Genomic DNA, 22073 nt, shown 5'->3' on the forward strand with positions numbered 1-22073 from the left:
TTAATTAATCGCCCGGTTTGCTATTGATTGAAAAGCCTTTATTGACCACTCGAACCTCTCGCTGCGGGAAGGGTATCTCATAACCATGTTCCTGCAGCGCTTCCAAAATCATCAAAAGCAGGTCACCGCCCACACGATTCTTGCCATCGTCGATGCCTTCCATCCAGAACTCAACGAACATATTAATACCGGAATCGCCAAAGCTGTCTATTTCACAATCGGGACGTTCCTCGAACGGTACATCGTCGCCGCTAAACACCTGTGGGTGGCTAGCAACTACGGCTTTGATAATTTCGACCAGCTTCCTGATATCGGAATGATAAGCGACCGAGAAATCTACCCGGTAACGTTGACTTTTGTCCTTGTGCGTCCAGTTGGTAAATATTTCGGCGATGAATTTTTCGTTAGGCACCACAATATCTTTGCCATCAAACGTTTCCAGCGTTGTCGAGCGCATATTTAACTCGCGAACAATTCCGGTACGGCCGTCATCGAGCTCCACATAATCACCAATAGACACGGAGCGATCCAGCAGGATGATAATTCCGGATATGAAATTGGACGCAATGGCCTGCAATCCTAAGCCAATACCGACACCAAGCGCACCGCCAAACACCGCGAGCGTGGTGAGATTGATACCCATGAGTTGCAAAATCAACAGGGATATCAAGAAAAATATCGCCACCTCGAAAAGTTTCGCCGCAACTTCGCGGGTACGGATGTCGAGGCTTTCCTGATGGGAAATGAATGCTCGGCCGGTTTTGCTGCTAGTGCGACCAAGCCAGAACAGCAGTGAACCGAAAATGGCAACGCGAGCGATACCGTAAACTGAAATCTCAATATTGCCTAAATTTACCGATATGGATTCGAGTATGGCTATTAACTCACTCAATATACCGAGCAGATGCAGAAACAATAGCGGCATACCCAACCATCTGAACAACCCAGCCGCAACCCTGTTCTGTATAAAATCACGAACAACAGAATAAAACAGAAGCAAGATGGCAACAGTGAGCGCCGCCTGCACAAGCCAGCCCTGATTTAATGCGCGCTCACTCACTTCGACGGACACTCGCAACATCAAGATAGCGAGCACCGGAAAAATCAACCCACCCAACCTTCCAACAAATTTACGCAAAGGATGAACAGCAGCCCCTTCATGACGGGCATCAAGGAAGGGGGCATATTTCCTGATGCGATTAGCCAGCCCCCACGCAACAAGATAGATAGCTAGAATAATACCTACTTGCGCATAGACTTCTGGCTGGGAAAATACCGCGCCTGCTTTAGAGGCAGCTTTATTAACGAACTTAATGAATTCATCCATTATCATTTTTGGCAACCTTATGTTCTACCTAACAGGCAATTCAGGCCATCGAAGTGTTGCTGTCGGGCTACGGGTCAAGCGACACGCGTACTAATACACCGCCTCGCTACTCCCACGCAGCCGCTGTAGCGCCTGCGCCATCTTGGCCGCGGGCACTTTCTGCAAGTTGCACAGCAGGCCGTGGGACACCTCGGCGATACCGTGCCGCTCACGCAGCAGCGCGGCCATGAAGCAGGTCAGGTTGGCCGCCATCTCCGCATCGGCCAGGGCCCGGTGAGCCTGGCCGGTGTCCGGCAGCTGTGCCCAGCGATTCAGGGTGCCGAGCTTGTGGTTTGGCGCCTGGGGCAACAGGCGGCGGGCCAGCAACAGCGAACAGGCAAATGGCTGCAGGCGCTTGCGCCGAATCAGGCCCAGCTCGGCATCCCAGAACTTCTGATCGAACGAGGCGTTATGCGCCAGCAACGGCGTATCACCGACGAAATCCGCCACTTCGTGCATCACCTGCGCCGCCGGTGGCGCCTCGCGCAACATGGCATTGCTGATGCCGGTGAGCTGTTCGATAAAGTGCGGCACCCAGGCGCCGCTGTTCATCAGGCTCTGATAACGCGCGACGATCTGCCCGCCTTCGACGATGACCACGCCGATCTCGGTGGCGCGGGCCTGGGCCGGCGAAATACCGGTGGTTTCGAAGTCGATAACCGCTATGGGTCCCACACTCACCTCTTTATGCTTGAGCAGCTGAAACTTGAATAACCTGGGGTTGAGTGGCTCAGTGCTTGAGTAGCAGAGCCCCTTCGATCGGCACATAGCGGCTGGCCGCGCGGACCAGCGATTGCGCAGTCAGCCCCGGCACGCCATAGGCCACCGCTTCTACGCCAAAGCTACCCTTGATCTTGTCCAGCAACAGGTCGAAGTCGCCGTCGCCCGAGGCCAGCACCACCTGGTCGACCCGTGGCGCGGCGTCCATGATGTCGATGGTGATGCCTACGTCCCAGTCGCCCTTGGCTGAACCGTCGCTGCGCTGGATATAGGGTTTGAGCTTCACGGTGAAACCGAGGTTGCGCAGGATTTGCTGGAACTGCTGCTGCTTGGCGTCGCCGCGGTCGATGGCATAGGCGTAGGCCTCGACGATCTGCCCGCCCTGGCTGATCTCGGCCCACAGCGCGGCATAGTCGAAGTGGCAGCCATAGGCCTGGCGCACTGTGTAGTAGAGGTTCTGTACATCGGCGAATACGGCGATTTTCTTCACCGGAAATCCTCGGCAAGCGGCTGACGGACTACAGGCGCAAAGGTTAAAGTCGGCGCCCAGTATGCCAGCCTCGGACACAGGACAGTCGAAATGCCGCCGGAACAGCTCACCCGCTCAGCGCCAGCGGCGCTGCTGATCATCGATATGCAGCAGGGCATTCAACGCCTGGACCGCCCCCGCAACAACCCCGACGCAGAAGCCCATATCGCCGCCCTACTGGCGCATTGGCGTGCGCATGCCTGGCCGCTGGTACATATCCGTCACATCTCGCTGGACCCGGCATCGGTGCTCGCCCCAGGGCAGAGTGGGGTCTTGTTTCAGGCAGCATTGGCGCCGCGAACGGGTGAACAGGTGTTCGATAAGCACGTCACCGATGCCTTCACCCATACGGGCCTGGACCGCTGGCTACACGCCCGCGGGCTACGCCGGGTAGTAATAGTCGGGGTGGCCAGCGAGAACTCGGTGGAGGCCACCGCACGTAGCGCCAGCAACCTGGGCTTTACTACTCAGGTGGTAGCCGACGCCTGTTACACCTTCGCAAAATCCGACTATGCCCGTCGAGCGCGTAGCGCCGATGAGGTGCATGACATGGCCATGGCCAATTTGCGCGACGAGTACGCTCAGGTGCTGGACGCGCAGGAGCTGCTGGCCACCCCGACGGACTGACCGCTCAGCTACCCGGCGAGCGTCAGCCCAGCCACGATTTGGAGCCGCCGCACCTATCGGCTAGAGTGGCGGCCTGCTCACCTGACCGCGACTGCTGCCCATGAATCCGCTTCACGTCCTACGCGACGCCTGGTTTTTCTTCAGCGGCAACCTGCTGCCGATTGCCCGCTTGTGCTTGCCCCTGCTGGTGCTCGAAGCCCTGGTGCAACAACAGATCATCGTGCTGTTCGGGGTCGAGGCGGCCGCGGCCTACGGCATTTTGGTCGGCTTGCTGTTCTACCCGCTGTACACCGGTGCGCTGATTCTGTTTCTCGATGCGCGCAGCAACGGCCAATCGCCGCGATTGCGCGACCTGCTCGTCGCCAGCCTGAACCTGTGGCCGCGCTTCGCCCTGCTGGCCGGGATCAGTACCGTGGCGATCATGCTCGGCGCCTCGCTGTTCGTCCTGCCGGGGCTGTGGATGATGATCAAGCTGGCCTTCGCCGAGTACCTGCTGGTACTGCGCGGCATGACGCCAGTGAAAGCCCTGCATGAGAGTTTCGAGCTGACCAGCGGTTATTTCTGGCCGATTCTGTTCTGCGTGCTGGCGGTGATGGTGCCACTGTGGCTGCTCGCCTGGTGGAGCCAGCCGGAAACAGGCGCCCAGACGGACGTGCTGCTGACGCTGTTGCTCGACAGCGCCAACGGCTTCCTGCAATTGTTCGCCACCGTGGTGTTGTTCCGCCTGTTCATGCTGCGCGGCAGCCAACCTGCCGTGGAGTGAAAACCGGCTAGGCTGTTAGGGTCAATTTCCATGGAGGATTGCCCTATGGCCGACATCAACCCCAGCATCCTGTCGCACGTATCCCTCGGCACCAACCAGTTCGAGCGGGCCGTCGCCTTTTACGATCGAGTGCTGCCGACCCTCGGCTGCCAACGCATTCTCGCCCACCCCGGTGCGGTGGCCTATGGCCGTGAATACCCGGAGTTCTGGGTACAAACCCCGATTGATGGGCAGCCGGCGAGCGTCGGCAACGGCAGTCATTTCGGCTTTTTCGCGGCAGATAAAGCCGCAGTGGACGCCTTCTACCAGGCTGCATTGACAGCAGGCGCGAGTGACGAAGGCGCGCCAGGGCCGCGCAGCGAATACGGCGAGGCCTACTACGGCTGCTTTCTGCGTGACCTGGACGGCCACAAGATCGAAGCGATGTGTTGGGATACCGCCTTGGCCTACGAACTGTATGACGAGCCGCGCGACGCCGAACTGGGTGATACCGCGACCGCCTGATGGTCTTGCGCCAGCCTCAACCGTGGCTGGTGCCCTGCGGCTTCATGCCCGACAAGCGCGGCAACAGCACCCGTTCGAATAGCCGCGGGAAGAAACGCGCCAGCAGCCGCGCGCGCCAATCGACATTCGACAGCACCAACAAGCGGCGGCGTTTGAGTGCCGCCAGATAGATGGCATCGGCGACATCCTGCGGCGAGGCGACCTTGCCCATCGCCAACGGCGGTTGCGCCGCCACCGAGCCGTCGCCGACCAGGGCGTTCTTGCGCAGGTCGGTCGCGGTAAAGCCGGGACAGACCAGCATCACATTGACCCCGGACCCTTTCAGTTCGTATCGCAAGGTCTCGAACAGGCCATGCAAGGCGTGTTTGCTGGCGTTGTAGGCGCTGCGGTAGAGCAACGGGGCGAAGCCGGACAACGAGCTGAGCACGATGATCTGCCCGCTACGCTCGATCAGGCTGGGCAGCGCCGCCTGGGTACAGTGCAGGGCGCCAAAATAGTTGACCGCCATGACCCGCTGAAACACCGCCAACTCGGTATCGACGAAGCTGCTGCGGTGAGTGATGCCAGCGTTGTTGACCAGCACATCGATACCGCCAAAGCGTTCGATCGCCAGGGCGATGGCGCACTGCACCGCCTCGGCGTCCGCCACATCGCAGCACAGGCCCAGGGCCTCGGCGTTGTGATGGTCGGCCAGGTGTTGCACCAGGCTGTCCAGCGCCGCCTGCTGCAAATCGAGAATCACCAGGCGCGCGCCGGCCTGAGCCAGGCGCACGGCCAGGGCGCGGCCGATGCCGGCACAACCACCGCTGATCAACACGACCTTGCGATCGAACACTTTGTTGGCGAATACCTTGCGGTACATGCTTCCCCCGGTTATCTGGCTTTGCCCCTACTACAGCTTGTTATGGCTGCCGTCGCAACAGGGCGGCGTATGGCTGTGCTTGCAGCCACAAAAGTACAGGGTGTCGCTGTGCTCGGCATGATATTTCAACGGGGTGATGCCCGTGCCTTTATGGCTGCCGTCGCAAAACGGTTGAGTGGCGCTACGCCCGCAACGACACCAGAAATAGTCCTCCCCCACTTGCACCGCCACCGGATAAGGCCCGCGCTGGGCAATCAACGGCTCAGTCATATCGACATCCTCACTCGCGAGCGCAATGCCCACGCCAGCCAGGCAGTCGCCAGGGCGCTTCTCGGGTATGCTCACGTTCCTCCAGCATAGCCAAGCCTTAGTGGCCTAGCCCTCAATGATCCTGCCTCGCCCACTGTACATCGCCGTATCCGGCCTACTGCTCGTCCTCGGTTGCCTGCTCGCGCTGGTCTACAGCCTGGCCTGGCGTCCCGCCGAGCGCGAGGCCGCCCCGGTCAGTTGTGCGGCCAAGGCGCCGATACTGCAACCAGGCCAGGCCTTGAAGGTGATGACCTGGAACGTGCAATACCTGGCCGGCAAAGGCTACGTCTTCTGGTACGACCTGGACGACGGCAGCGGCCCCGACCGACGCCCGAGCAGCGCCGACCTGGCCACGACCCTCGCCGCAGTGGCGCGAGTCATCCGCGACGAGCAGCCGGACCTGGTTCTGCTGCAAGAGCTGCATGACGGCGCCAAAGCCAGCGACTACCAGGATCAACTGGCGCTGCTGCAGGCGCGCCTGAGCAACCTCTACCCATGCAACAGCCAGGCCTTCTACTGGAAAGCCGGGTTCGTCCCGCACCCGAAGATTCTCGGCAGCGTCGGCATGAAGCTCGGCACCCTCAGCCGTTACCGCATCGCGCGCGCCGAACGTCTGCAACTGCCACGAATGCCGGCCGATCCGCTGAGCCGTCTGTTCGACTTGCAGCGCGCGCTGCTGGTCAGCTACCTGCCCGTGCGCGGCGGCGGTCAATTGGCGGCGATCAACACTCACCTGGACGCCTTCGCCCAGGGCGATGACACCATGCACCAGCAGGTAGCGATGACCGCCAAGCTGCTCGACCAGCTGCAGGCCGCAAACACGCCCTGGCTACTCGGCGGCGACTTCAACCTGTTGCCGCCCGGCCAGTACCAGCACCTGCCAGCGGCCCAGCGCAGCTGGTATGCCGCCGACAGCGAGCTGCAGGTCCTGGCCGCACGCTACCCGATGATCCCCAGCCTGGCCGAAGCTGGCGGCGCGCAGCAGGCCGCCTGGTACACCCACTTCCCCAACGACCCCGACGTGCAGGGGCCCGACCGCACCCTCGACTACCTGTTTCACAGCCCGCAACTGACCCGTCTGGACGCCCAGGTACGCCGGCACGACAGCCTGAGCATCTCCGATCATTTTCCGCTGAGCGCCCGCCTGCTGTTGCCAACGCTAGATTAGGTTGAGGGAGACGTCGGTACAGGCGGGGCTGGACAAAGCCCGTGGCACTTCGCCATGCTCTGCCTGGTGACATCTTTATAACTACAAGACGGCCATGAGCCGCGGCCCTGTTCGATGCCAATACGTCTCTGCCTAGCGCTGGTTGCCGCGCTTGGCTGCGCTACCAGCCATGCTCAAACCGTCGCCAACGGATCACTCCCGCTGATCCAGGTCGGCTTTTATGAATTCCCCCCCTATTCCTACAGCGACCGCCAAGGCCGGCCACAAGGCGCGATCCTGCAGTTGACCGAACGCCTGTTACAACACGCCGGCTACCAGGCCCAGTTCCGCTCCTACCCGGGAGCCCGGGTCTACAGCGGCCTGCAAAACGGCAGCGTACAGCTCTGGCCCGGCGCACCCGGCAAGCCGGAACTGGCCGCGGACACCCTGGAGACCCGCACGCAAATCGGCGAGATCATCCTCAACCTGTACTTCCGGCGCGACACCCTGCTCCCGCGCATCCCCGAGGACCTGCAGGGGCGCGGGCTGATCCTGATCAGTGGCTACACTTACTGGCAGCCAACCAACGCACTGCTCAACGACCCTGCCCTGGCGATCCAGCAGCACCGTACCGGCAGCCACACTGCCGCGCTGGAGATGCTCCAGCGCCGTCGCGGCGATTACCTGCTCGACTATCAGACCCCGGTGGAACAGGCACGGCGGCGTTTGGGCATGGCCGAACTGCCCTTCGTGGTTCTGCAGCGGGTGCCGCTGAAACTGATAGTCTCGCGCCACACGCCCGGCGCCGAGGCCCTGCGCGATGCGCTGGACCGCGCCTATCAGGAGTTGCAGGAGGCCGGTGAAGACTTACGCCTGCCTTGAGTCAGACGGGCTAGCTGCAGCGCCTTACTTTCTCGGTTTGGCCCGCGCCGTGGGCTCGGCGATCAACGGGTCGTCCGGCCAGTAGTGCTTGGGGTAGCGCCCCTTCAGATCCTTCTTCACCTCGGCGTAGGTGCTGCGCCAGAAGTTGCCCAGGTCCTGGGTCACCTGCACCGGGCGCCGCGCCGGCGATAACAGGTGCAGCTTGACCACTTGCCGACCACCGGCGATGCGCGGCGTCTCGGCCAGGCCGAACAGCTCCTGCAAGCGCACCGCCAGCACTGGCGGCTGCTCGCTGTAATCCAGGCCGATGCGCGACCCGGACGGCACCGCCAGGGTGCGCGGCGCCAGTTCGTCCAGGCGCTGTGGCAGCGGCCAGGGCAGCAGATTCTGCAGCAGGCTGGACAGGTCCAGATTGGCGAAGTGACTGAGGCGGGTGACCGGTGCCAGATAAGGTTGCAGCCACTCTTCCAGACTGGCCAGCAACGCCGCATCGCTGACATCCGGCCATTCGCTGTGGCCTTTCTCGGTCAGTTCCAGATGGCGCAGCAGCAGCACCCGCGCCTGCCACTGGCGTCGCTCAGGAGTCCAGGGCAGCAGCTCCAGGCCCTTGCGCCGGACCAGGCCGAGCAAGGCGCGACTGCGCTGCGCCTCGTCCAGCCTGGCCAGTGGCTCGCGGCTCAACACCAGTTCACCGACCTTGCGCTGGCGCTCGGCACGCAGCACACCTTCGCGCTCGTCCCAGTCGAGCAGCTGCAATTCACTGACCTGCTCACTCAGCACCGATTCGAACAATTGCGGCTCAAGCTCGGCGGCCTGGTAGATGCGTTCCTCGCGCTGACCCTGACGGCTGCCCAGATCGGCGACCACCAGCCACTCATGCTTCATCAGCCCATCGACTTCGCCGAACATCGCCGCGCGGCCGTTGGCCAGACGGTATTCGGCGCCGCCGGCGCGGCGCTGCTGGGCCACCCGATCCGGGTAGGCGAACGCCAGCAAGGCGCCGAGCCAGCGCGGATGTTCGGGGTCGGCCACCGGCGTGACCGGCGCGCGACGCCCGAGCAGCCCCTGAAATTGCCGGGCCAGTTGCCGGGCCCGCTGCACCCCGCCTTGAGCCCCGCGCGCGGCCTTGCCGGCGCCGCTGAGCAAAGTCAGGCGACTGTGCAGGTCGGCGCCGGCGCCGCGCAGGAGGTCCCGTTCGCCGAGCAGCGCGGCCAAGTCGCAGGCCAGCGCGCCGAGGCCCAAGGCCTGGCCGCGCAGCAGCAGATGGGCAATTCGCGGATGGGCTGGCAATTCGGCCATGGCCTGGCCATGGGCGGTCAGTACGCCGCGCGCATCCAGCGCCCCGAGGCGCGTCAGTAGGTCCTGGGCCTGGGCATAGGCCGCGGCCGGCGGTGGATCGAGCCAGGCCAGTTCATCCGGCGCCACGCCCCAGCGCGCCAGCTGCAAGGCCAACCCCGCCAGGTCGGCCTGGAGAATTTCCGCAGCGGCATAGGCCGCCAGTTGCTCGTGCTGCGCCTGCGACCACAGCCGGTAACAGACCCCGGGTTCGAGTCGCCCGGCACGCCCGGCACGCTGAGTGGCGCTGGCGCGAGCAATGCGCTGGGTGTCCAGACGGGTCATGCCGCTGCCCGGATCGAAGCGCGGCACCCGCGCCAGACCGGCGTCCACCACCACTCGCACGCCGTCGATGGTCAGGCTGGTTTCGGCGATATTGGTCGCCAGCACCACCTTGCGCATGCCCGCCGGTGCCGGTTCGATGGCCGCGCGCTGGGCATTCAGGTCCAGCTCGCCATGCAGCGGGCACAGGCGAATCTCACTACGTCCGCTCAGGGCCTCGGCCAACTGCTCGTTGACCCGGCGAATCTCCGCCTGTCCCGGCAGAAACACCAGCAGGCTGCCCGGCTCATCGGCCAGGGCCTGCAAGACCGCCTGCACCACCTTGGGCTCGACCCACTCACCGCTCTGCCACGGCGCGCCCCAGCGCATATCCACCGCAAACATGCGGCCCTCGCTGCGCAGCACCGGCGCGTCGCCGAGCAACGCCGCCAGCTTCTCGCCTTCCAGGGTCGCCGACATCAGCAGCACCTTCAGCGCAGGCTCGCCGCTGTCCTCGCCGCGCCCCGCTCCTTGACGAAATAGCGCGCGGCCATTCAGGCACAGCGCCAGGGCCAGGTCGGCGTCCAGGCTGCGCTCATGGAACTCGTCGAAGATCACCAGGCCGACGCCCTCCAACGCCGGATCGTCCTGCAAGCGCCGGGCGAGAATGCCCTCGGTAACCACCTCGATGCGGGTGTTGGGGCCGACCTTGCTGTCCAGGCGAATGCGGTAGCCGACGGTTTCCCCGACTTTTTCGCCCAGCTCGCTGGCCAGGCGCTCGGCCGCGGCGCGGGCGGCCAAACGACGTGGTTCGAGCATGATGATGCGCTGCCCGGCCAACCAGGGCTGATCGAGCAAGGCCAAGGGCACGCGGGTGGTCTTACCGGCACCGGGTGGCGCTTCCAGCACCGCTTCGTGGCGATTGAGCAAGGCCTCGCGCAATGCGGGTAACAGGGCATCAATGGGCAGGGAATTCATGGGCACTCCAATCCGGCAGGCGATTATAACGGCGAACGGCTAGCCTGCTTTGTGGGTCTTACTCATGCCGGCCAGCGAAGCCATTCGCGGGAGCACAAAACGCCGCAGTTTTGCCCCAGGAGCCTTGCTATAGTTGCGCCACTTTTCATTAGGAGGTGTTCAATGCGCATGCAATCTCGCGTTATCGGCGGTGTTCTCACCGTCACCCTGTTCACCCAGCTGACCGCGTGCGGCACGCTGTTCTTCCCCGACCGTCGCGGCCAGATCGAAGGCCGGGTAGACCCGGTAGTGGTGGCGTTGGACGCCATCGGCATCCTGTTCTACGTCATCCCCGGCCTGATCGCCTTCGGCGTCGACTTCGCCACCGGCGCCATCTACCTGCCTAACGGCTACAACGCCCAAGTCGACCCACAGACCCTGAAAAACGCCGTGGATGCCGACGGCAAGGTCGACAACGCCAAATTGAAAGCGCTGATCGAACAGCACACCGGCCACAACCTGCCACTGGATGACCCACGTCTGATCCAGCACCGCGGCAGCGCCGAACAACTGGCGGCCTACGGCCTGCGACCGGCGGCCTGAATGCAACGCCTGCTCGCCAGCCACCTGGAGCGCCTGCTGAGCTACCACGGCTGGGCGTACCAACGCCTCCTGCAAGGGTTGCAGGCCCTGGATGAGGCCGAGTACCGCGCGCCCTGCGGGCTGTACTTCGGCAGCATCCACGGCACCCTCAACCACCTGGCCGTCGCCGACCGCATCTGGCTCGCGCGCCTGCGCGCGCAGCCGCAGCCCTTTGCCAGCCTGGACGCCGAGGCGGCTACCGAACGCAGCGCGCTGGCCGATTACCTGCAGCACGGCGTGCAGGCCTGGCTCGAGCAGCTGCACGCCTATGACGACGCCGAACTGCTGCAGCCGCTGGCCTACCGCAACATGCGTGGCGAGGCGCAAGCAAAACCCATCGCCGACCTGGTGCTGCATCTGGTCAACCACGGCAGCCATCATCGCGGCCAGATCAGTGCCGCACTGACCGCGATGGGCCAAGCCGCGCCGGCGTTGGACTATCTGTACTACCTGCCGGACGCCACGTGACCGTTCCCGCGCAGCATGCCCGCCTGATGCGCCAGGCCACGGTCGCCGCGCTGGCGGTGGCCCTGAGCCTGTCGCTGGCCAAAGCCATCGCCTGGTGGCTGAGCGGCTCGGTCAGCCTGCTCGCCGGCCTCACCGACTCGCTGCTGGATGGCGCGGCGTCACTGCTCAACCTGATCGCCGTGCACTACGCCCTGCGCCCGGCGGACGAGGATCACCGCTACGGCCATGGCAAGGCCGAAGCACTGGCCGGCCTCGGCCAGGCGCTGTTTATCGGTGCCAGCGCGGTACTGGTCGGCAGCCACGGAGTCGAGCGCCTGCTGCACCCCCAGCCACTCGGTGCGCCCGACCTGGGCATCGCGGTGATGCTGCTGTCGCTGGCGCTGACCGTCGCCCTGCTGCTGTTCCAGCGCCACGTGGTGCGCCTGACCGGCTCCACCGCGATCCGCGCCGACTCGCTGCATTACCGTTCGGACTTGCTGCTCAACAGCAGCATTCTGCTGGCCCTGGTGCTGGCCAGCTTCGGTTGGCCGCAACTCGATGCACTGTTCGGCATTGGCATCGCCTTCTATATCCTCTGGAGCGCCATCAGCATTGTCCGCGAAGCGGTGGCGGTGTTGATGGATCAGGAACTGTCGCCTGAGGTCAGCACGCAGATGCTTGACCTGGTCTGCGCCGTGCCGGGCGTGCTCGGCGCCCATGACCTGCGCACCCGGATTTCAGGTACCCGCTGGTTCGTCCAGCTGCACATCGAGTTGCCGGGTGAGCTGAGCCTGTTCCAGGCCCACGCCCTGAGCGATCAGGTGGAAGCGACAATTCGCGCCGAGTTTCCGCGCGCCGAGGTGCTGGTCCACGCCGACCCGATAGCAACGACCGAGTACTGATAGGTCAGGCGCTGCAAGCCGATCCGGCTTAGCCCGGACAGCAAAAAGGGAGGCCTCTCGGCCTCCCTTTTCGATCAGTGTCCTGTGCTGGCAATGCTGTCGCCGCTTTCTTCGCCTGCCTGGTTGGGCAGTGCGGACCCGGGTGCCGTGACGATCCGGTAGGATCGGCGGCTTCCGTTCACCTGATTGGGCGAGCCGGTTGGACATGTCGTCCGGGCCGTGAAACTGAGGTAAAGCTTACGTGCACGGGCGCGACAGAAGATTGCTAACATTGCTGAAAAATCTATCACTTGCGCAATTTTTAACTCATCAAGCATCATTATCCGCAAGCAAAGAACAAAGGCAGCGCAAAGATGAACAAACTTGACCGCTACGACCTGAACATCCTCGCCGAATTGCAGCGCGACGCCACCTTGTCCAACCAGGATCTGGCCGAGCGCATCGGCCTGTCACCCTCGCCCTGCTCGCGACGGGTCAAACAATTGCAGGACGACGGCTATATCGTCAGCCAGGTGGCCCTGCTCGATCGCAAGATGCTCGGCCTGAGCCTCACCGCCTACGTGCTGATCGGCATGGACCGGCACACCCCGGAGCGCTTCGAGCACTTTCAGGAAACCATCCGCCAATGCCCCGAGGTGCTCGAATGCAGCCTGGTCACCGGCATGGACGCCGACTATCAGCTCAAGGTGGTGGTGCCGGACATGGATCACTACCAGAAGCTGCTGCTCGGCACCCTGACCCGCATCGATGGGGTCTCCAGCGTGCGTTCGAGCTTCGTCCTCCAGCAAATCCTCTCCAGCACCCAGCTGCCGCTGCAACACCTGCGCAGCTGAGCGGTCACTGACAACGCCGGGGGCTGACGTATAATCGCCGGCGTTTTTGCGCTGCCCGCGGCGCTGAGTCCCTAGCGCTGGGTCACGCGCCTGGCACAGAACGGTGCAGCCAGCAGTCAATTGATGAGGTGGAGATGGAACCGGAAGTGTTCGAAGAGTTGATGATGACCACGCTGGTCGGCGCCCTGGTGCTGTTCATGGCGTTTATCGTCTGGGATCTGGCGAAGAAATCCAAGGCCGGCCGCTTCGGCACCATGATTCTGTTTCTTGCCCTGGGGCTGGGCGTACTCGGCTTTATCATCAAGACCGTGGTGATTGCCGGGATGGAAGGTATTTAGCAGCCCTTGCGGCTAGCACAGCACTGACCTACAGGCGCGCCTCGACCTCTTTCCACTCGCCGGGCTGCAAGCCCTCCAGGCTCCAGGGCCCGATGCGCACGCGCACCAGGCGCAGGGTCGGCAAGCCAACCGCTGCGGTCATGCGCCGCACCTGGCGGTTGCGCCCTTCGCGAATCACCAGCTCCAGCCAGGCGGTCGGCACGCTTTTGCGAAAACGCACCGGCGGGTTGCGCGGCCACAGCGCCGGCTCATCCAGCAACCGTGCCTCGGCAGGCAGAGTCGGCCCGTCATTCAACTGCACGCCCTCGCGCAGCTGTTGCAGTTGCTCCGAGGTCGGCTCGCCCTCGACTTGCACCCAATAGGTTTTCGCCAGCTTGTGCTTGGGGTCGGCGATGCGCGCCTGCAGGCGGCCGTCGTTGGTCAGCAGCAGCAAGCCCTCGCTGTCGCGGTCGAGGCGCCCGGCCGGATAGACGCCGGGCACCGCGACAAAATCCTTGAGCGTGGCGCGGCCCTGCTCGTCGTTGAACTGGGTCAGCACATCGAAGGGCTTGTTCAGCAGCAACAGGCGCGGCTCGCTCGGTGGTGCCTTGGCCACCCGGTGCAGTGCGGGCTTGGCGGCAGTACGGCGCGGGGCAAGTGGGCGAGGCGGGCGTGACATGCGGTGTCCGGGAACAGAAAACGGGAGCGGCAGTGTAACCGAGACCGCCCTGCCACTATCACCCTCGCTTATGGGACTGCCCACACGGTCAGCGGGGCGACTATGCTGCAGGGGTTATTTCGCGCGCACCGAGGACACCTGCATGAGCACCTCCGAATCCGTACTCGAGACCTTCACCGGCTGGGCCGCCAAGGCCGCCGGCACCGCACTGGAGCCTTTTCAATTCAAGCCCGGTCCGCTGGGCGCGGAAGAAGTCGAAGTCGCCGTGGAGTACTGCGGCATCTGCCACTCCGACCAGTCGATGATCGACAACGAGTGGGGCAATGCCCGCTACCCGTTCATTCCCGGGCATGAGGTGGTCGGCACCGTCGTGCGCCTCGGCGAACAGGCGCGCGGGCTCAAGCTCGGTCAGCGGGTCGGCATTGGCTGGTACAAGGGCAGCTGCATGCACTGCAACTCGTGCATGGAAGGCGCGCACCAGCTGTGCGGCACGGTGAAACCGACCATAGTCGGCAGCAACGGCGGTTTCGCCGACCGTCTGCGTGCGCATTGGGCCTGGGCCGTCCCGCTGCCGGACAACCTCGACCCGAGCCTGGTCGGGCCATTGTTCTGCGCCGGCTCGACGGTATTCAGCCCACTGCTGGAGTTCGACGTGAAGCCCACCGACAAGGTCGGCGTGGTCGGCATCGGCGGCCTCGGCCACCTGGCCCTGCGCTTCCTCAATGCCTGGGGCTGCGAGGTCACCGCCTTCACCTCCTCCTTGAACAAGCAGGAAGAAGCCAAGCGCCTCGGTGCGCACAAGGTGGTGGCCTCCACCGACAGCGCGGCACTCAAGGCGCTGGCCGGCAGCCTGGATTTTCTGCTGGTCACCGCCAGCGCCGACCTCGACTGGAACTCGTTGATCGCCACCCTGGGCGGCAAGGGTCGCCTGCATTTCGTCGGCATCGTGCCAAGCGCCATCCCGGTGCATGTGTTCAACCTGATTCCACGCCAGCGCAGCCTGTCCGGCTCGCCGGTCGGCTCTCCGGCGAGCATGAGCAAGATGCTCGAGTTCTGTGCCCGCCATCAGATTCTGCCGCAGGTCGAACACTTCCCCATGAGCCGGGTCAACGACGCCATCCAGCATCTGCGCGACGGCAAGGCGCGCTACCGGGTGGTACTGGACGCCAGTAAGTAGCTAATCCCTAAGTGGCCACGCCTCACATCACGCTGTCTGAAGCAAAAAGCCCAACGCTTATACGTTGGGCTTTTTGCTTATCGCCTATTGAAAATCTAGCGGAACGGCGGCTCGTCGAAGCTGCGCAGCTTGCGCGAATGCAGCGAGTCGAGCTGACCACGCAGCAGGTCGAGGGCGGCGATGCCGATATGCAGGTGTTGGGTCACCGCCCGCTCGTAGAAGGCCCCGGCCGCGCCCGGCAGCTTGATCTCGCTGTGCAGCGGTTTGTCCGATACACACAGCAAGGTGCCGTAAGGCACGCGCAGGCGATAACCCTGGGCGGCGACCGTGCCGCTTTCCATGTCCACCGCCACCGCACGCGCCAGGTTGATCAAGGGGCGCTCCTGGGCCCAGCGCAACTCCCAGTTGCGGTCGTCGTAGGTCAATACCGTGCCGGTGCGCAAACGCCGCTTCAGCGCATCGCCACGTTCGCCGGTGACTTGCGCAGCCGCCTCCTGCAGCGCCATTTGCACTTCGGCCAGGGCCGGTAGCGGAATATTCGGCGGCAGGACCCGGTCGAGAATGCCGTCGCGACGCATGTAGGCGTGAGCCAACACATAGTCGCCGATGGTCTGCGATTGGCGCAGGCCGCCGCAGTGGCCGATCATCAGCCAGCAGTGCGGACGCAGCACAGCCAGGTGGTCGGTGATGTTCTTCGCGTTGGACGGGCCGACGCCAATATTGACCAGGGTAATGCCGTCGCCGTCACTGGCGAGCAGGTGATACGCCGGCATCTGGTAGCGGTGCCAGACCACCCCCTCGATAATCGCCTGCATCTCGCCTTCGGCCATGCCGCGTTCGATCACAACGTTGCCCGGCAGCACCATGCGCACGAAGCGCGACTCACCGACCAGCATGTCCAGACCATGACGAATGAACTGGTCGACATAGCGGTGGTAGTTGGTCAGCAGAATCCACGGCTGCACATGTCGCCAGTCGCTGCCGGTGTAGTGCACCAGGCGACGCAGGGAGAAATCCACCCGCGCCGCATCGAACAGCGCCAGCGGCAGCGGATCGGTGTTGGCCCAGTCATACAAGCCATCGGCGATGCCGTCGGTGGCGGCCGACAGGTCGGTGCTAGGGAATACCCGCGCCAGCTCGGCGGCGGTCACTCCCGAACCGGCCAGTTCATCGCCCTGCTCGACGACATAGGGGTAGGGAATATTCTGCTGACTGATGCCGACCTCCACCTGCACGGTGAAGTCGCTCATCAACGGCCGCAATTGTTCCAGCAGGTATTTGCGAAAGGCCGCCGGGTGGGTCACGGTGACGCTGTAGGTGCCCGGCACCTGCACCTTGGCGTAGGCGCGCACGCTGGTCGCTACCTCGCCCTGCCCCGGATAAATCAGGCGCAACTCCGGGTAACGAAACTGCGCACGTTGCGCGGCGTCAGGCTTGACTCGCTCCTTGAGGTAATGCCTGAGTGCCTGACTCAGGGCACTGGTGGCTTGCTGATGGAGGACGGCCAGACGATCCACGGCGTCCTCGGCACTGCGGGCGACGATAAAGTCTTCGGAATAAGAGGTCATGGTGCGTCTCCCTGGCTGAGCACAGGCCTCTATCTTGCCTGCATCGCCGCGCTCCGGCATAGCGCGGCGTGCCCATTTCCACGACACCTGGAGCCGCTCTAGCAGTGGCGCCTTGAGCCGTCGTCGTCCAGCCCCACGGCGCGATTGTTCAGGCCGCTCGCCACTCGCGTGGAATACGCACTACGGCAGCAGGCAAACGCTCGCCGCCTCGTGCATGCGCTCAAAGCAAATGGGGCGTACTACGCGCCACCAGCGCCTCGGCCGCCACACCGCGCGGCAAGGTGCCGTAGACCCGCCCGCCCGCGCCCAAGCGGCTGGCGATAAAGGCATCGGATACCGTCGCATTCCCCGCCTCCAACAGCAGCGTGGCTTGCAGCGCCAGCGCCACGTCTTCGGTCAACTGGCGGGCGCGGTACTGGATATCGCCGGTGTCACGAAACGCCGCCTGCAGGTGCTGGATATGGGTCTTGAGCCGCGCATCGCCGTGGCCGTCACCCAGCTCACTGAACAACGCGTCGAGCACCCCCGGCTCCTTGGACAGGGCGCGTAGCACGTCCAGGCACTGCACATTGCCGGAGCCTTCCCAGGTCGAGTTGACCGGCGCCTCGCGGTACAACCGCGGCAGAATGCTGTCCTCGACGTAGCCGGCGCCGCCCATGCACTCGGCGGCCTCGTTGATCATCGCCGGGGCACGTTTGCAGATCCAGTACTTGCCCACCGCGGTGACCAGGCGGGCGAACTTGCTTTCCTGTTCGTCAGCCGGATGGTCCAGTGCCTTGCCCATGCGCAGGGTCAGGGCCAGGGCGGCCTCGCTCTCCAGGGCCAGATCGGCCAGCACGTTCTGCATCAGCGGTTGCTGATTGAGCACCCGGCCGCCGACCTGGCGATAGGCGCAGTGATGCGCAGCCTGGGTCAACGCCTGACGCATCAGGGCGCTGGAGCCGATCATGCAGTCGAAGCGGGTCAGCGCCACCATCTCGATGATGGTCGGCACACCGCGGCCTTCCTCGCCGATCATCCAGGCCAGGGCGCCACGGTATTCCACCTCGCTGGAGGCATTCGACCAGTTGCCCAGCTTGTTTTTCAGGCGCTGGATATACAGCTCGTTACGGCTGCCGTCCGGCCGATGGCGCGGCAGCAGGAAGCAGCTCAGGCCCTTATCGGTGTTGGCCAGGGTGAGAAAGGCATCGCACATCGGCGCCGAGCAGAACCACTTATGGCCGATCAGCTCATAGGCTTGTCCTGGCCCAGCCTGACCGACCGGGTAGGCGCGCGTGGTGTTGGCGCGCACGTCGGTGCCGCCCTGCTTCTCGGTCATCGCCATGCCGATGGTCGCCCCGTTTTTCTGCTCGAACGGCAGGTTGCGCGGGTCGTACTGGGTCGACAGGATCTTCGGCAGCCACTGCTCGGCGATATCCGGCTGCAGTTTGAGCGCCGGTACGCTGGCGAAGGTCATGGTCAAGGGACAACCGCTGCCGGCCTCGGCCTGGCTGTGCAAATAACTCATGGCGGCGCGAGCGACGTGCGCGCCGGCGCGTGGCTCGGTCCAGGGCATCGAGGGGATGCCATGCTCGATGGCCGCGCTCATCAGCTGGTGATAGGCCGGATGGAACTCGATCAGGTCGATGCGATGACCATAGCGATCATGACTGTGAAACACCGGCTTGTTCTCGTTGGCGAGAAAGCCGGCGGCCATCAGCTCGCCTCCTGCCAGGGCGCCATAGGCGTCGATCCGCACCTCTGCCCAGCCGCCTTGGTAGCGCCGCGTCCACTCCTGCAATGGCAGATCGACGCGATACAGGTTGGCGCCGTCCAGCGGCGGCACCTGATTGAACACTTCATGGGTTTCGGCGAGCAGATGCGCTTTCATGACTGAGGCTCCTCGGCGCCTACGGCGCGCAGACAAAAGGTGATCAGGCTCTGGCTGACTTCTGCCAGATCCAGGCTCTGGCGTCCCGCTTCGCGCGCCGCTCGGGCGGGCGGCGACAGCGGGCCGACCAGGGATTCGGCAATCGCACCGACCAGGCAGGCGGCGATCAAATTGAGCTGTTGCACGCGGAAGACGCCGAGGGCGACGCCCTCCGCCAGCAGCTCAACGAACAACTCGGCATAGGCCTCGCGATACAGCAGACGCTGTTCGTCGACCTCTGGGTCGACCGGCTCGGCGATCAAGGCAAAGGCCAGCCGGCGACTGTGCCAGGCCCGTGCGGCGAACTGCTGCAGCCCGGCGGCCAGGCGTGCGGCTGGGCTGCCCGGGCCACGCAGGGTTTGGGCCAGGGCATCCACTTCGCCCTGACTGGCGGTGGCGAACACCTCGGCGGCCAGTTCGCCCTTGCTGCGAAAGTGCCGGTACAGGCTGCCGGTGGCGATCCCGGCATCCTCGGCCAGCGCCTGCATGGTCAAGGCAGCAAAGCCACCCTCGCTGACGCGTTGCAAGGCGCAGGCAAGGATGCGTTCACGTAACGCCAGATCACGGTCGAGGCGCAATACGCTGGTACGGTAAGCCATAGTCTGAATCCTGATTCACAATGATTTCAGTGAATCAGGATTCAGACTTTGATGACAGGGGGATTCACGGCAGAACAGCCGCTAAAAGTGCCAAGGGGGATTCACGCTACCGGCGGAGTGCCGACGCGCCATGCCTCCTAGCCGACCGTACGGTTAGTTGGTTAATTCAGGTTCGGATGACTGGGATTCTGAGGCAAGGCGCTGCGACGAGTCATGGCGGGCTATGGTGAGGAGCAGCAACGCAGCATCAGGGCCTCAGGCGCCGAAGTTGACTAACAGGACTAGCCACACAGGTCACTAGCTCAACAACCAGTCGTGCAGCAGCAGGCGCAGCTCCTCGAACTTCACCGGCTTGGCCAGGTAATCGCTCATACCAGCCGCCAGGCAGCGCTCGCGATCGCCACTGTGACTATGCGCCGTGATCGCCAATACCGGCAGATCGACATACTTGGGTTGCGCACGCAGCGCTCGACAGGTGGCAAAGCCATCCATCACCGGCATCTGACAATCCAGAAGGATCGCGTCGACCGACTCGTGGCGCAGCAACTCCAACGCTTCGGCGCCATTGTCGGCGGTACGCACGCGATAGCCGAGCTTGAGCAGCATACCGCGGGTCACCAATTGGTTGATCGCGTTATCCTCGACCACCAGCACCGTGCATTGCGCCGGCTCGCGCAGAGCCTGCGTGCCGGCGCGACGCACCGGCATCGACACAGCCTCGGCCTGCACCGGCAGGGCCAGCGGCACATTCAACTGGAACCGACTGCCCTGACCCGGCTGCGACTCGTGGCTGAGGTTGCCGCCGAGCAAGTCGACCAACTGTCGACAGATTGCCAAGCCGATGCCCAGGCCGCCGTATTCACGGGTCATGGAGCCGTCCAACTGGTGAAACTGCTGATACAGCGAAGCGTCCTGTGGCGCACTGAAACCCACCCCGCTGTCGATGACCTCGATACTCAGCGGCAGGTTATCGGTCAAGCCGCCGACACGCCTGACCCGCACACAAATCTCACCCTGAGCGGTGAACTTGATGGCGTTATCCAGCAGGCAACCGAGTGCCTGCGCCAACTTGCCGGCGTCGCCGTCGACAGTGTCCGGCAGGCCCTCGTCCAACTCCAGAACAAAACCCAAACCTTTCTCTTCTGCGCGCGGCGCATAGTGCGCGCGCAGGCCGTCAAACAGCCCACGCAGGCTGAAGGGCTCACGTCGCGGGTAGAGCTTGCCGGCCTGCAACTCGGTCAGCGCGAGGATATCGTTGACCATGCGCATCATTTCCCGCGCCGAGCCGGCGGCGGTCTTCTGATACTGCGCCTGCTCGCCCTGCAGCTCGAGGGTATCCATCAACTCCAGTGAACCAATCACCCCGTTCATCGGCGTGCGCAACTCGTGAGTGACGGTGGCCAGAAACTCGTCCTTGAGACGGTTGCTATTGGCCAGTTCCTGGTTCAGCGCCTCCAATTTGCGACCGGTCTCTTGCAGGATGCGCGCACGCTCCTCTTTCATCGCATTGATGCGGTCGGCCAGAGCCAGGGATAACAGGCCGACTTCCAGGGCCGAGCCGATCTGACTGGCATACATGGTGAGGAAGATGTTGGGCAGGTAGCCGAGCACCATCAGGCTGTTGATCACCCCGCCGAGGAGAAAGGCGCTCCAGGCGAAGATGAAGTAGCGGGCCACTCGCATACCGCGCAACCAGGCAATAATCCCCGCAGCAAAGATCACCACGGTAAACAGCAACGCCAGATAGGTGGCCAGGCGCAGCGATAGCGCATAGCTGACCGTCAACGCCAGGAGCATCACCGCGGCCCCGCAGGCCATCAACAGCAACAGGGTGCGATCGACCCAAGGGCTGTGTTCGCCGGTGTGCAGAAAGGTCCGGGCGAACTGACACCCGAACAGCGCCGCCGCGCCGATCATGAACGGTGTGGAAGCATTCGCCCACCAGGGGCTGTTGGGCCATAAATACTCGATGCCGGCCCCATTAACGGAAATCTGGTAAAGGCCGAACGAGGCGATGTAGAGGATGTAGTAGAGGTAACTGGTATCGCGCACGCTCAAAAAGATGAACAGGTTGTAGATCAGCATCACCAGCAGCACGCCGTAGATGATGCCGAGCACATAGATGCGCGCCGGCTGTTCTTCCAGATAGGCGGTGGGCGACCAGAGGGTCAGTGGCGCCTGGATAGAACCCTGGCTCTGCAGACGCAAATAGACGCGTTGGGTCTGGTTCGGCTGCAGCTTGAGCTCGAACAGGTAGTTGTTTTGCTTGATCTCCCGACTGGCAAACGGCAACGCATCGCCGGTACGCTGAACCAACTGAAAATCACCCTGACCATCATCCAGGTACAGCTCCAGGTGATCCAGAGGCGGGTAGGCCAGTTCCAACAGCCAAGGTTGCTGACCACCGAGACGCTGCGGGCGGTACTGCAGGTCCAGGCGCAGCCAGAATACCGAGCGTGAATAGCCGGCGTTCAATACGTCTTTGTCGTGCTGGCGAAAGCTGCCTTGCAGGGCCGACGAGGTGACCTCGTCGATGGTCGCGCTACCGCGTACATCTTCAAACACCGACATCGACCGGCCAAGCGGCAGCGCACGAGTATGCTCATCGAACTCTACGGCAGCGGCAAATACCGGCCAGACGGCCAGCAGAAGGATCAGGATGTAACGCATGCGGCCCCACAGAGACAATGTCGGGATGCGCCGGAGAGTCCCGCCCCTCCTGGATAACACCGCCCCGC

22 protein-coding genes are annotated in these 22073 nt (G+C 63.6%); 11 read left to right on the forward strand and 11 right to left on the reverse strand.

What is annotated here, in order from left to right; translation table 11 throughout:
* Positions 1 to 4 precede the first annotated feature (4 nt).
* The 3 genes from TMS3_RS22610 to TMS3_RS22620 all read right to left on the reverse strand — a co-directional run bounded on the left by TMS3_RS22610 (position 5) and on the right by TMS3_RS22620 (position 2576).
* A complete protein-coding gene (locus tag TMS3_RS22610) occupies positions 5 to 1327 on the reverse strand; it encodes a mechanosensitive ion channel family protein (RefSeq protein ID WP_029866578.1) in 1323 nt (440 codons plus the stop codon).
* A gap of 90 nt (positions 1328 to 1417) precedes the next feature.
* A complete protein-coding gene (locus TMS3_RS22615; protein ID WP_025167578.1) occupies positions 1418 to 2041 on the reverse strand; it encodes a 3'-5' exonuclease in 624 nt (207 codons plus the stop codon).
* 55 nt (positions 2042 to 2096) lie between these two features.
* Complete coding sequence (locus tag TMS3_RS22620; protein ID WP_025167579.1) at positions 2097 to 2576, reverse strand: NYN domain-containing protein; 480 nt, start codon at positions 2574 to 2576, stop codon at positions 2097 to 2099.
* 90 nt (positions 2577 to 2666) lie between these two features.
* On the opposite strand from TMS3_RS22620, the gene TMS3_RS22625 reads away from it, so the two are divergent.
* From TMS3_RS22625 to TMS3_RS22635, 3 genes are all read left to right on the forward strand, one after another.
* The gene (locus tag TMS3_RS22625) at positions 2667 to 3242 is read left to right on the forward strand and encodes a cysteine hydrolase family protein (RefSeq protein ID WP_025167580.1); all 576 of its coding nucleotides are present in this window, start codon (positions 2667 to 2669) and stop codon (positions 3240 to 3242) included.
* Positions 3243 to 3342: 100 nt separating this feature from the next.
* Positions 3343 to 4005 carry a YciC family protein gene (locus TMS3_RS22630; protein WP_025167581.1) on the forward strand — a complete coding sequence of 221 codons (663 nt, stop codon included), beginning with the start codon at positions 3343 to 3345 and terminating at the stop codon, positions 4003 to 4005.
* A gap of 45 nt (positions 4006 to 4050) precedes the next feature.
* On the forward strand, positions 4051 to 4509 hold the full coding sequence (locus tag TMS3_RS22635) for a VOC family protein (protein WP_025167582.1): 459 nt from the start codon (positions 4051 to 4053) through the stop codon (positions 4507 to 4509).
* Positions 4510 to 4525: 16 nt separating this feature from the next.
* Here TMS3_RS22635 and TMS3_RS22640 read toward each other — a convergent pair whose 3' ends face one another.
* Together TMS3_RS22640 and TMS3_RS22645 are read right to left on the reverse strand one after the other, a co-directional pair.
* Positions 4526 to 5371: an SDR family oxidoreductase gene (locus TMS3_RS22640; protein WP_025167583.1), complete on the reverse strand. Its 846-nt coding sequence runs from the start codon at positions 5369 to 5371 to the stop codon at positions 4526 to 4528.
* 30 nt (positions 5372 to 5401) lie between these two features.
* Positions 5402 to 5641, reverse strand: coding sequence for a CDGSH iron-sulfur domain-containing protein (locus TMS3_RS22645; RefSeq protein ID WP_025167584.1), 240 nt, complete (start codon positions 5639 to 5641; stop codon positions 5402 to 5404).
* Positions 5642 to 5756: 115 nt separating this feature from the next.
* On the opposite strand from TMS3_RS22645, the gene TMS3_RS22650 reads away from it, so the two are divergent.
* Positions 5757 to 6848 (forward strand): endonuclease/exonuclease/phosphatase family protein, encoded by a 1092-nt coding sequence (locus TMS3_RS22650; protein ID WP_025167585.1) that lies wholly within the window; start codon positions 5757 to 5759, stop codon positions 6846 to 6848.
* A 114-nt stretch (positions 6849 to 6962) separates the two neighbouring features.
* On the forward strand, positions 6963 to 7709 hold the full coding sequence (locus tag TMS3_RS22655) for a substrate-binding periplasmic protein (protein ID WP_025167586.1): 747 nt from the start codon (positions 6963 to 6965) through the stop codon (positions 7707 to 7709).
* 24 nt (positions 7710 to 7733) lie between these two features.
* Here TMS3_RS22655 and hrpB read toward each other — a convergent pair whose 3' ends face one another.
* Positions 7734 to 10283 (reverse strand): ATP-dependent helicase HrpB, encoded by a 2550-nt coding sequence (gene hrpB, locus TMS3_RS22660; protein WP_025167587.1) that lies wholly within the window; start codon positions 10281 to 10283, stop codon positions 7734 to 7736.
* 162 nt (positions 10284 to 10445) lie between these two features.
* Between hrpB and TMS3_RS22665 the strand changes: the two genes are divergently transcribed.
* The 5 genes from TMS3_RS22665 to TMS3_RS22685 all read left to right on the forward strand — a co-directional run bounded on the left by TMS3_RS22665 (position 10446) and on the right by TMS3_RS22685 (position 13424).
* Complete coding sequence (locus tag TMS3_RS22665) at positions 10446 to 10865, forward strand: hypothetical protein (RefSeq protein WP_025167588.1); 420 nt, start codon at positions 10446 to 10448, stop codon at positions 10863 to 10865.
* Positions 10866 to 11372: a DinB family protein gene (locus TMS3_RS22670; RefSeq protein ID WP_029866579.1), complete on the forward strand. Its 507-nt coding sequence runs from the start codon at positions 10866 to 10868 to the stop codon at positions 11370 to 11372.
* A 26-nt stretch (positions 11373 to 11398) separates the two neighbouring features.
* The gene (locus tag TMS3_RS22675) at positions 11399 to 12253 is read left to right on the forward strand and encodes a cation diffusion facilitator family transporter (protein ID WP_407691636.1); all 855 of its coding nucleotides are present in this window, start codon (positions 11399 to 11401) and stop codon (positions 12251 to 12253) included.
* A 353-nt stretch (positions 12254 to 12606) separates the two neighbouring features.
* Positions 12607 to 13086, forward strand: a complete 480-nt coding sequence (locus TMS3_RS22680; protein ID WP_025167591.1) for an Lrp/AsnC family transcriptional regulator — start codon at positions 12607 to 12609, stop codon at positions 13084 to 13086.
* 134 nt (positions 13087 to 13220) lie between these two features.
* Positions 13221 to 13424: a DUF2788 domain-containing protein gene (locus tag TMS3_RS22685; RefSeq protein WP_025167592.1), complete on the forward strand. Its 204-nt coding sequence runs from the start codon at positions 13221 to 13223 to the stop codon at positions 13422 to 13424.
* 28 nt (positions 13425 to 13452) lie between these two features.
* Here TMS3_RS22685 and TMS3_RS22690 read toward each other — a convergent pair whose 3' ends face one another.
* Positions 13453 to 14019, reverse strand: a complete 567-nt coding sequence (locus TMS3_RS22690; RefSeq protein WP_200929753.1) for a pseudouridine synthase — start codon at positions 14017 to 14019, stop codon at positions 13453 to 13455.
* Positions 14020 to 14224: 205 nt separating this feature from the next.
* On the opposite strand from TMS3_RS22690, the gene ahr reads away from it, so the two are divergent.
* Positions 14225 to 15259 carry an NADPH-dependent aldehyde reductase Ahr gene (gene ahr, locus TMS3_RS22695; RefSeq protein WP_025167594.1) on the forward strand — a complete coding sequence of 345 codons (1035 nt, stop codon included), beginning with the start codon at positions 14225 to 14227 and terminating at the stop codon, positions 15257 to 15259.
* A gap of 95 nt (positions 15260 to 15354) precedes the next feature.
* Here the strand turns inward: ahr and amn are convergent, their stop codons facing one another.
* The 4 genes from amn to TMS3_RS22715 form a co-directional block, all read right to left on the reverse strand.
* Positions 15355 to 16827 (reverse strand): AMP nucleosidase, encoded by a 1473-nt coding sequence (gene amn / locus TMS3_RS22700; protein WP_025167595.1) that lies wholly within the window; start codon positions 16825 to 16827, stop codon positions 15355 to 15357.
* 220 nt (positions 16828 to 17047) lie between these two features.
* On the reverse strand, positions 17048 to 18697 hold the full coding sequence (locus TMS3_RS22705; RefSeq protein WP_025167596.1) for an acyl-CoA dehydrogenase family protein: 1650 nt from the start codon (positions 18695 to 18697) through the stop codon (positions 17048 to 17050).
* A complete protein-coding gene (locus tag TMS3_RS22710; RefSeq protein WP_025167597.1) occupies positions 18694 to 19335 on the reverse strand; it encodes a TetR/AcrR family transcriptional regulator in 642 nt (213 codons plus the stop codon). The genes TMS3_RS22705 and TMS3_RS22710 overlap by 4 nt, the downstream gene beginning before the upstream one ends.
* Before the next feature lie 297 nt (positions 19336 to 19632).
* Complete coding sequence (locus TMS3_RS22715; RefSeq protein ID WP_025167598.1) at positions 19633 to 22005, reverse strand: hybrid sensor histidine kinase/response regulator; 2373 nt, start codon at positions 22003 to 22005, stop codon at positions 19633 to 19635.
* Between the last annotated feature and the right edge of the window lie 68 nt (positions 22006 to 22073).

This window comes from Pseudomonas taeanensis MS-3, from assembly GCF_000498575.2.
Taxonomy (GTDB): domain Bacteria; phylum Pseudomonadota; class Gammaproteobacteria; order Pseudomonadales; family Pseudomonadaceae; genus Aquipseudomonas; species Aquipseudomonas taeanensis.

Bases quoted from the DNA above. Each gene is read 5' to 3' on its own strand.
- TMS3_RS22610 (WP_029866578.1), bottom strand. From the start codon at position 1,327: ATGGATGAATTCATTAAGTTCGTTAATAAAGCTGCCTCTAAAGCAGGC.
- TMS3_RS22625 (WP_025167580.1), top strand. From the start codon at position 2,667: ATGCCGCCGGAACAGCTCACCCGCTCAGCGCCAGCGGCGCTGCTGATC.
- TMS3_RS22630 (WP_025167581.1), top strand. From the start codon at position 3,343: ATGAATCCGCTTCACGTCCTACGCGACGCCTGGTTTTTCTTCAGCGGC.
- TMS3_RS22635 (WP_025167582.1), top strand. From the start codon at position 4,051: ATGGCCGACATCAACCCCAGCATCCTGTCGCACGTATCCCTCGGCACC.
- TMS3_RS22640 (WP_025167583.1), bottom strand. From the start codon at position 5,371: ATGTACCGCAAGGTATTCGCCAACAAAGTGTTCGATCGCAAGGTCGTG.
- TMS3_RS22645 (WP_025167584.1), bottom strand. From the start codon at position 5,641: ATGACTGAGCCGTTGATTGCCCAGCGCGGGCCTTATCCGGTGGCGGTG.
- TMS3_RS22650 (WP_025167585.1), top strand. From the start codon at position 5,757: ATGATCCTGCCTCGCCCACTGTACATCGCCGTATCCGGCCTACTGCTC.
- TMS3_RS22655 (WP_025167586.1), top strand. From the start codon at position 6,963: ATGCCAATACGTCTCTGCCTAGCGCTGGTTGCCGCGCTTGGCTGCGCT.
- hrpB (WP_025167587.1), bottom strand. From the start codon at position 10,283: ATGAATTCCCTGCCCATTGATGCCCTGTTACCCGCATTGCGCGAGGCC.
- TMS3_RS22665 (WP_025167588.1), top strand. From the start codon at position 10,446: ATGCGCATGCAATCTCGCGTTATCGGCGGTGTTCTCACCGTCACCCTG.
- TMS3_RS22670 (WP_029866579.1), top strand. From the start codon at position 10,866: ATGCAACGCCTGCTCGCCAGCCACCTGGAGCGCCTGCTGAGCTACCAC.
- TMS3_RS22675 (WP_407691636.1), top strand. From the start codon at position 11,399: ATGCGCCAGGCCACGGTCGCCGCGCTGGCGGTGGCCCTGAGCCTGTCG.
- TMS3_RS22680 (WP_025167591.1), top strand. From the start codon at position 12,607: ATGAACAAACTTGACCGCTACGACCTGAACATCCTCGCCGAATTGCAG.
- TMS3_RS22685 (WP_025167592.1), top strand. From the start codon at position 13,221: ATGGAACCGGAAGTGTTCGAAGAGTTGATGATGACCACGCTGGTCGGC.
- ahr (WP_025167594.1), top strand. From the start codon at position 14,225: ATGAGCACCTCCGAATCCGTACTCGAGACCTTCACCGGCTGGGCCGCC.
- amn (WP_025167595.1), bottom strand. From the start codon at position 16,827: ATGACCTCTTATTCCGAAGACTTTATCGTCGCCCGCAGTGCCGAGGAC.
- TMS3_RS22705 (WP_025167596.1), bottom strand. From the start codon at position 18,697: ATGAAAGCGCATCTGCTCGCCGAAACCCATGAAGTGTTCAATCAGGTG.
- TMS3_RS22710 (WP_025167597.1), bottom strand. From the start codon at position 19,335: ATGGCTTACCGTACCAGCGTATTGCGCCTCGACCGTGATCTGGCGTTA.
- TMS3_RS22715 (WP_025167598.1), bottom strand. From the start codon at position 22,005: ATGCGTTACATCCTGATCCTTCTGCTGGCCGTCTGGCCGGTATTTGCC.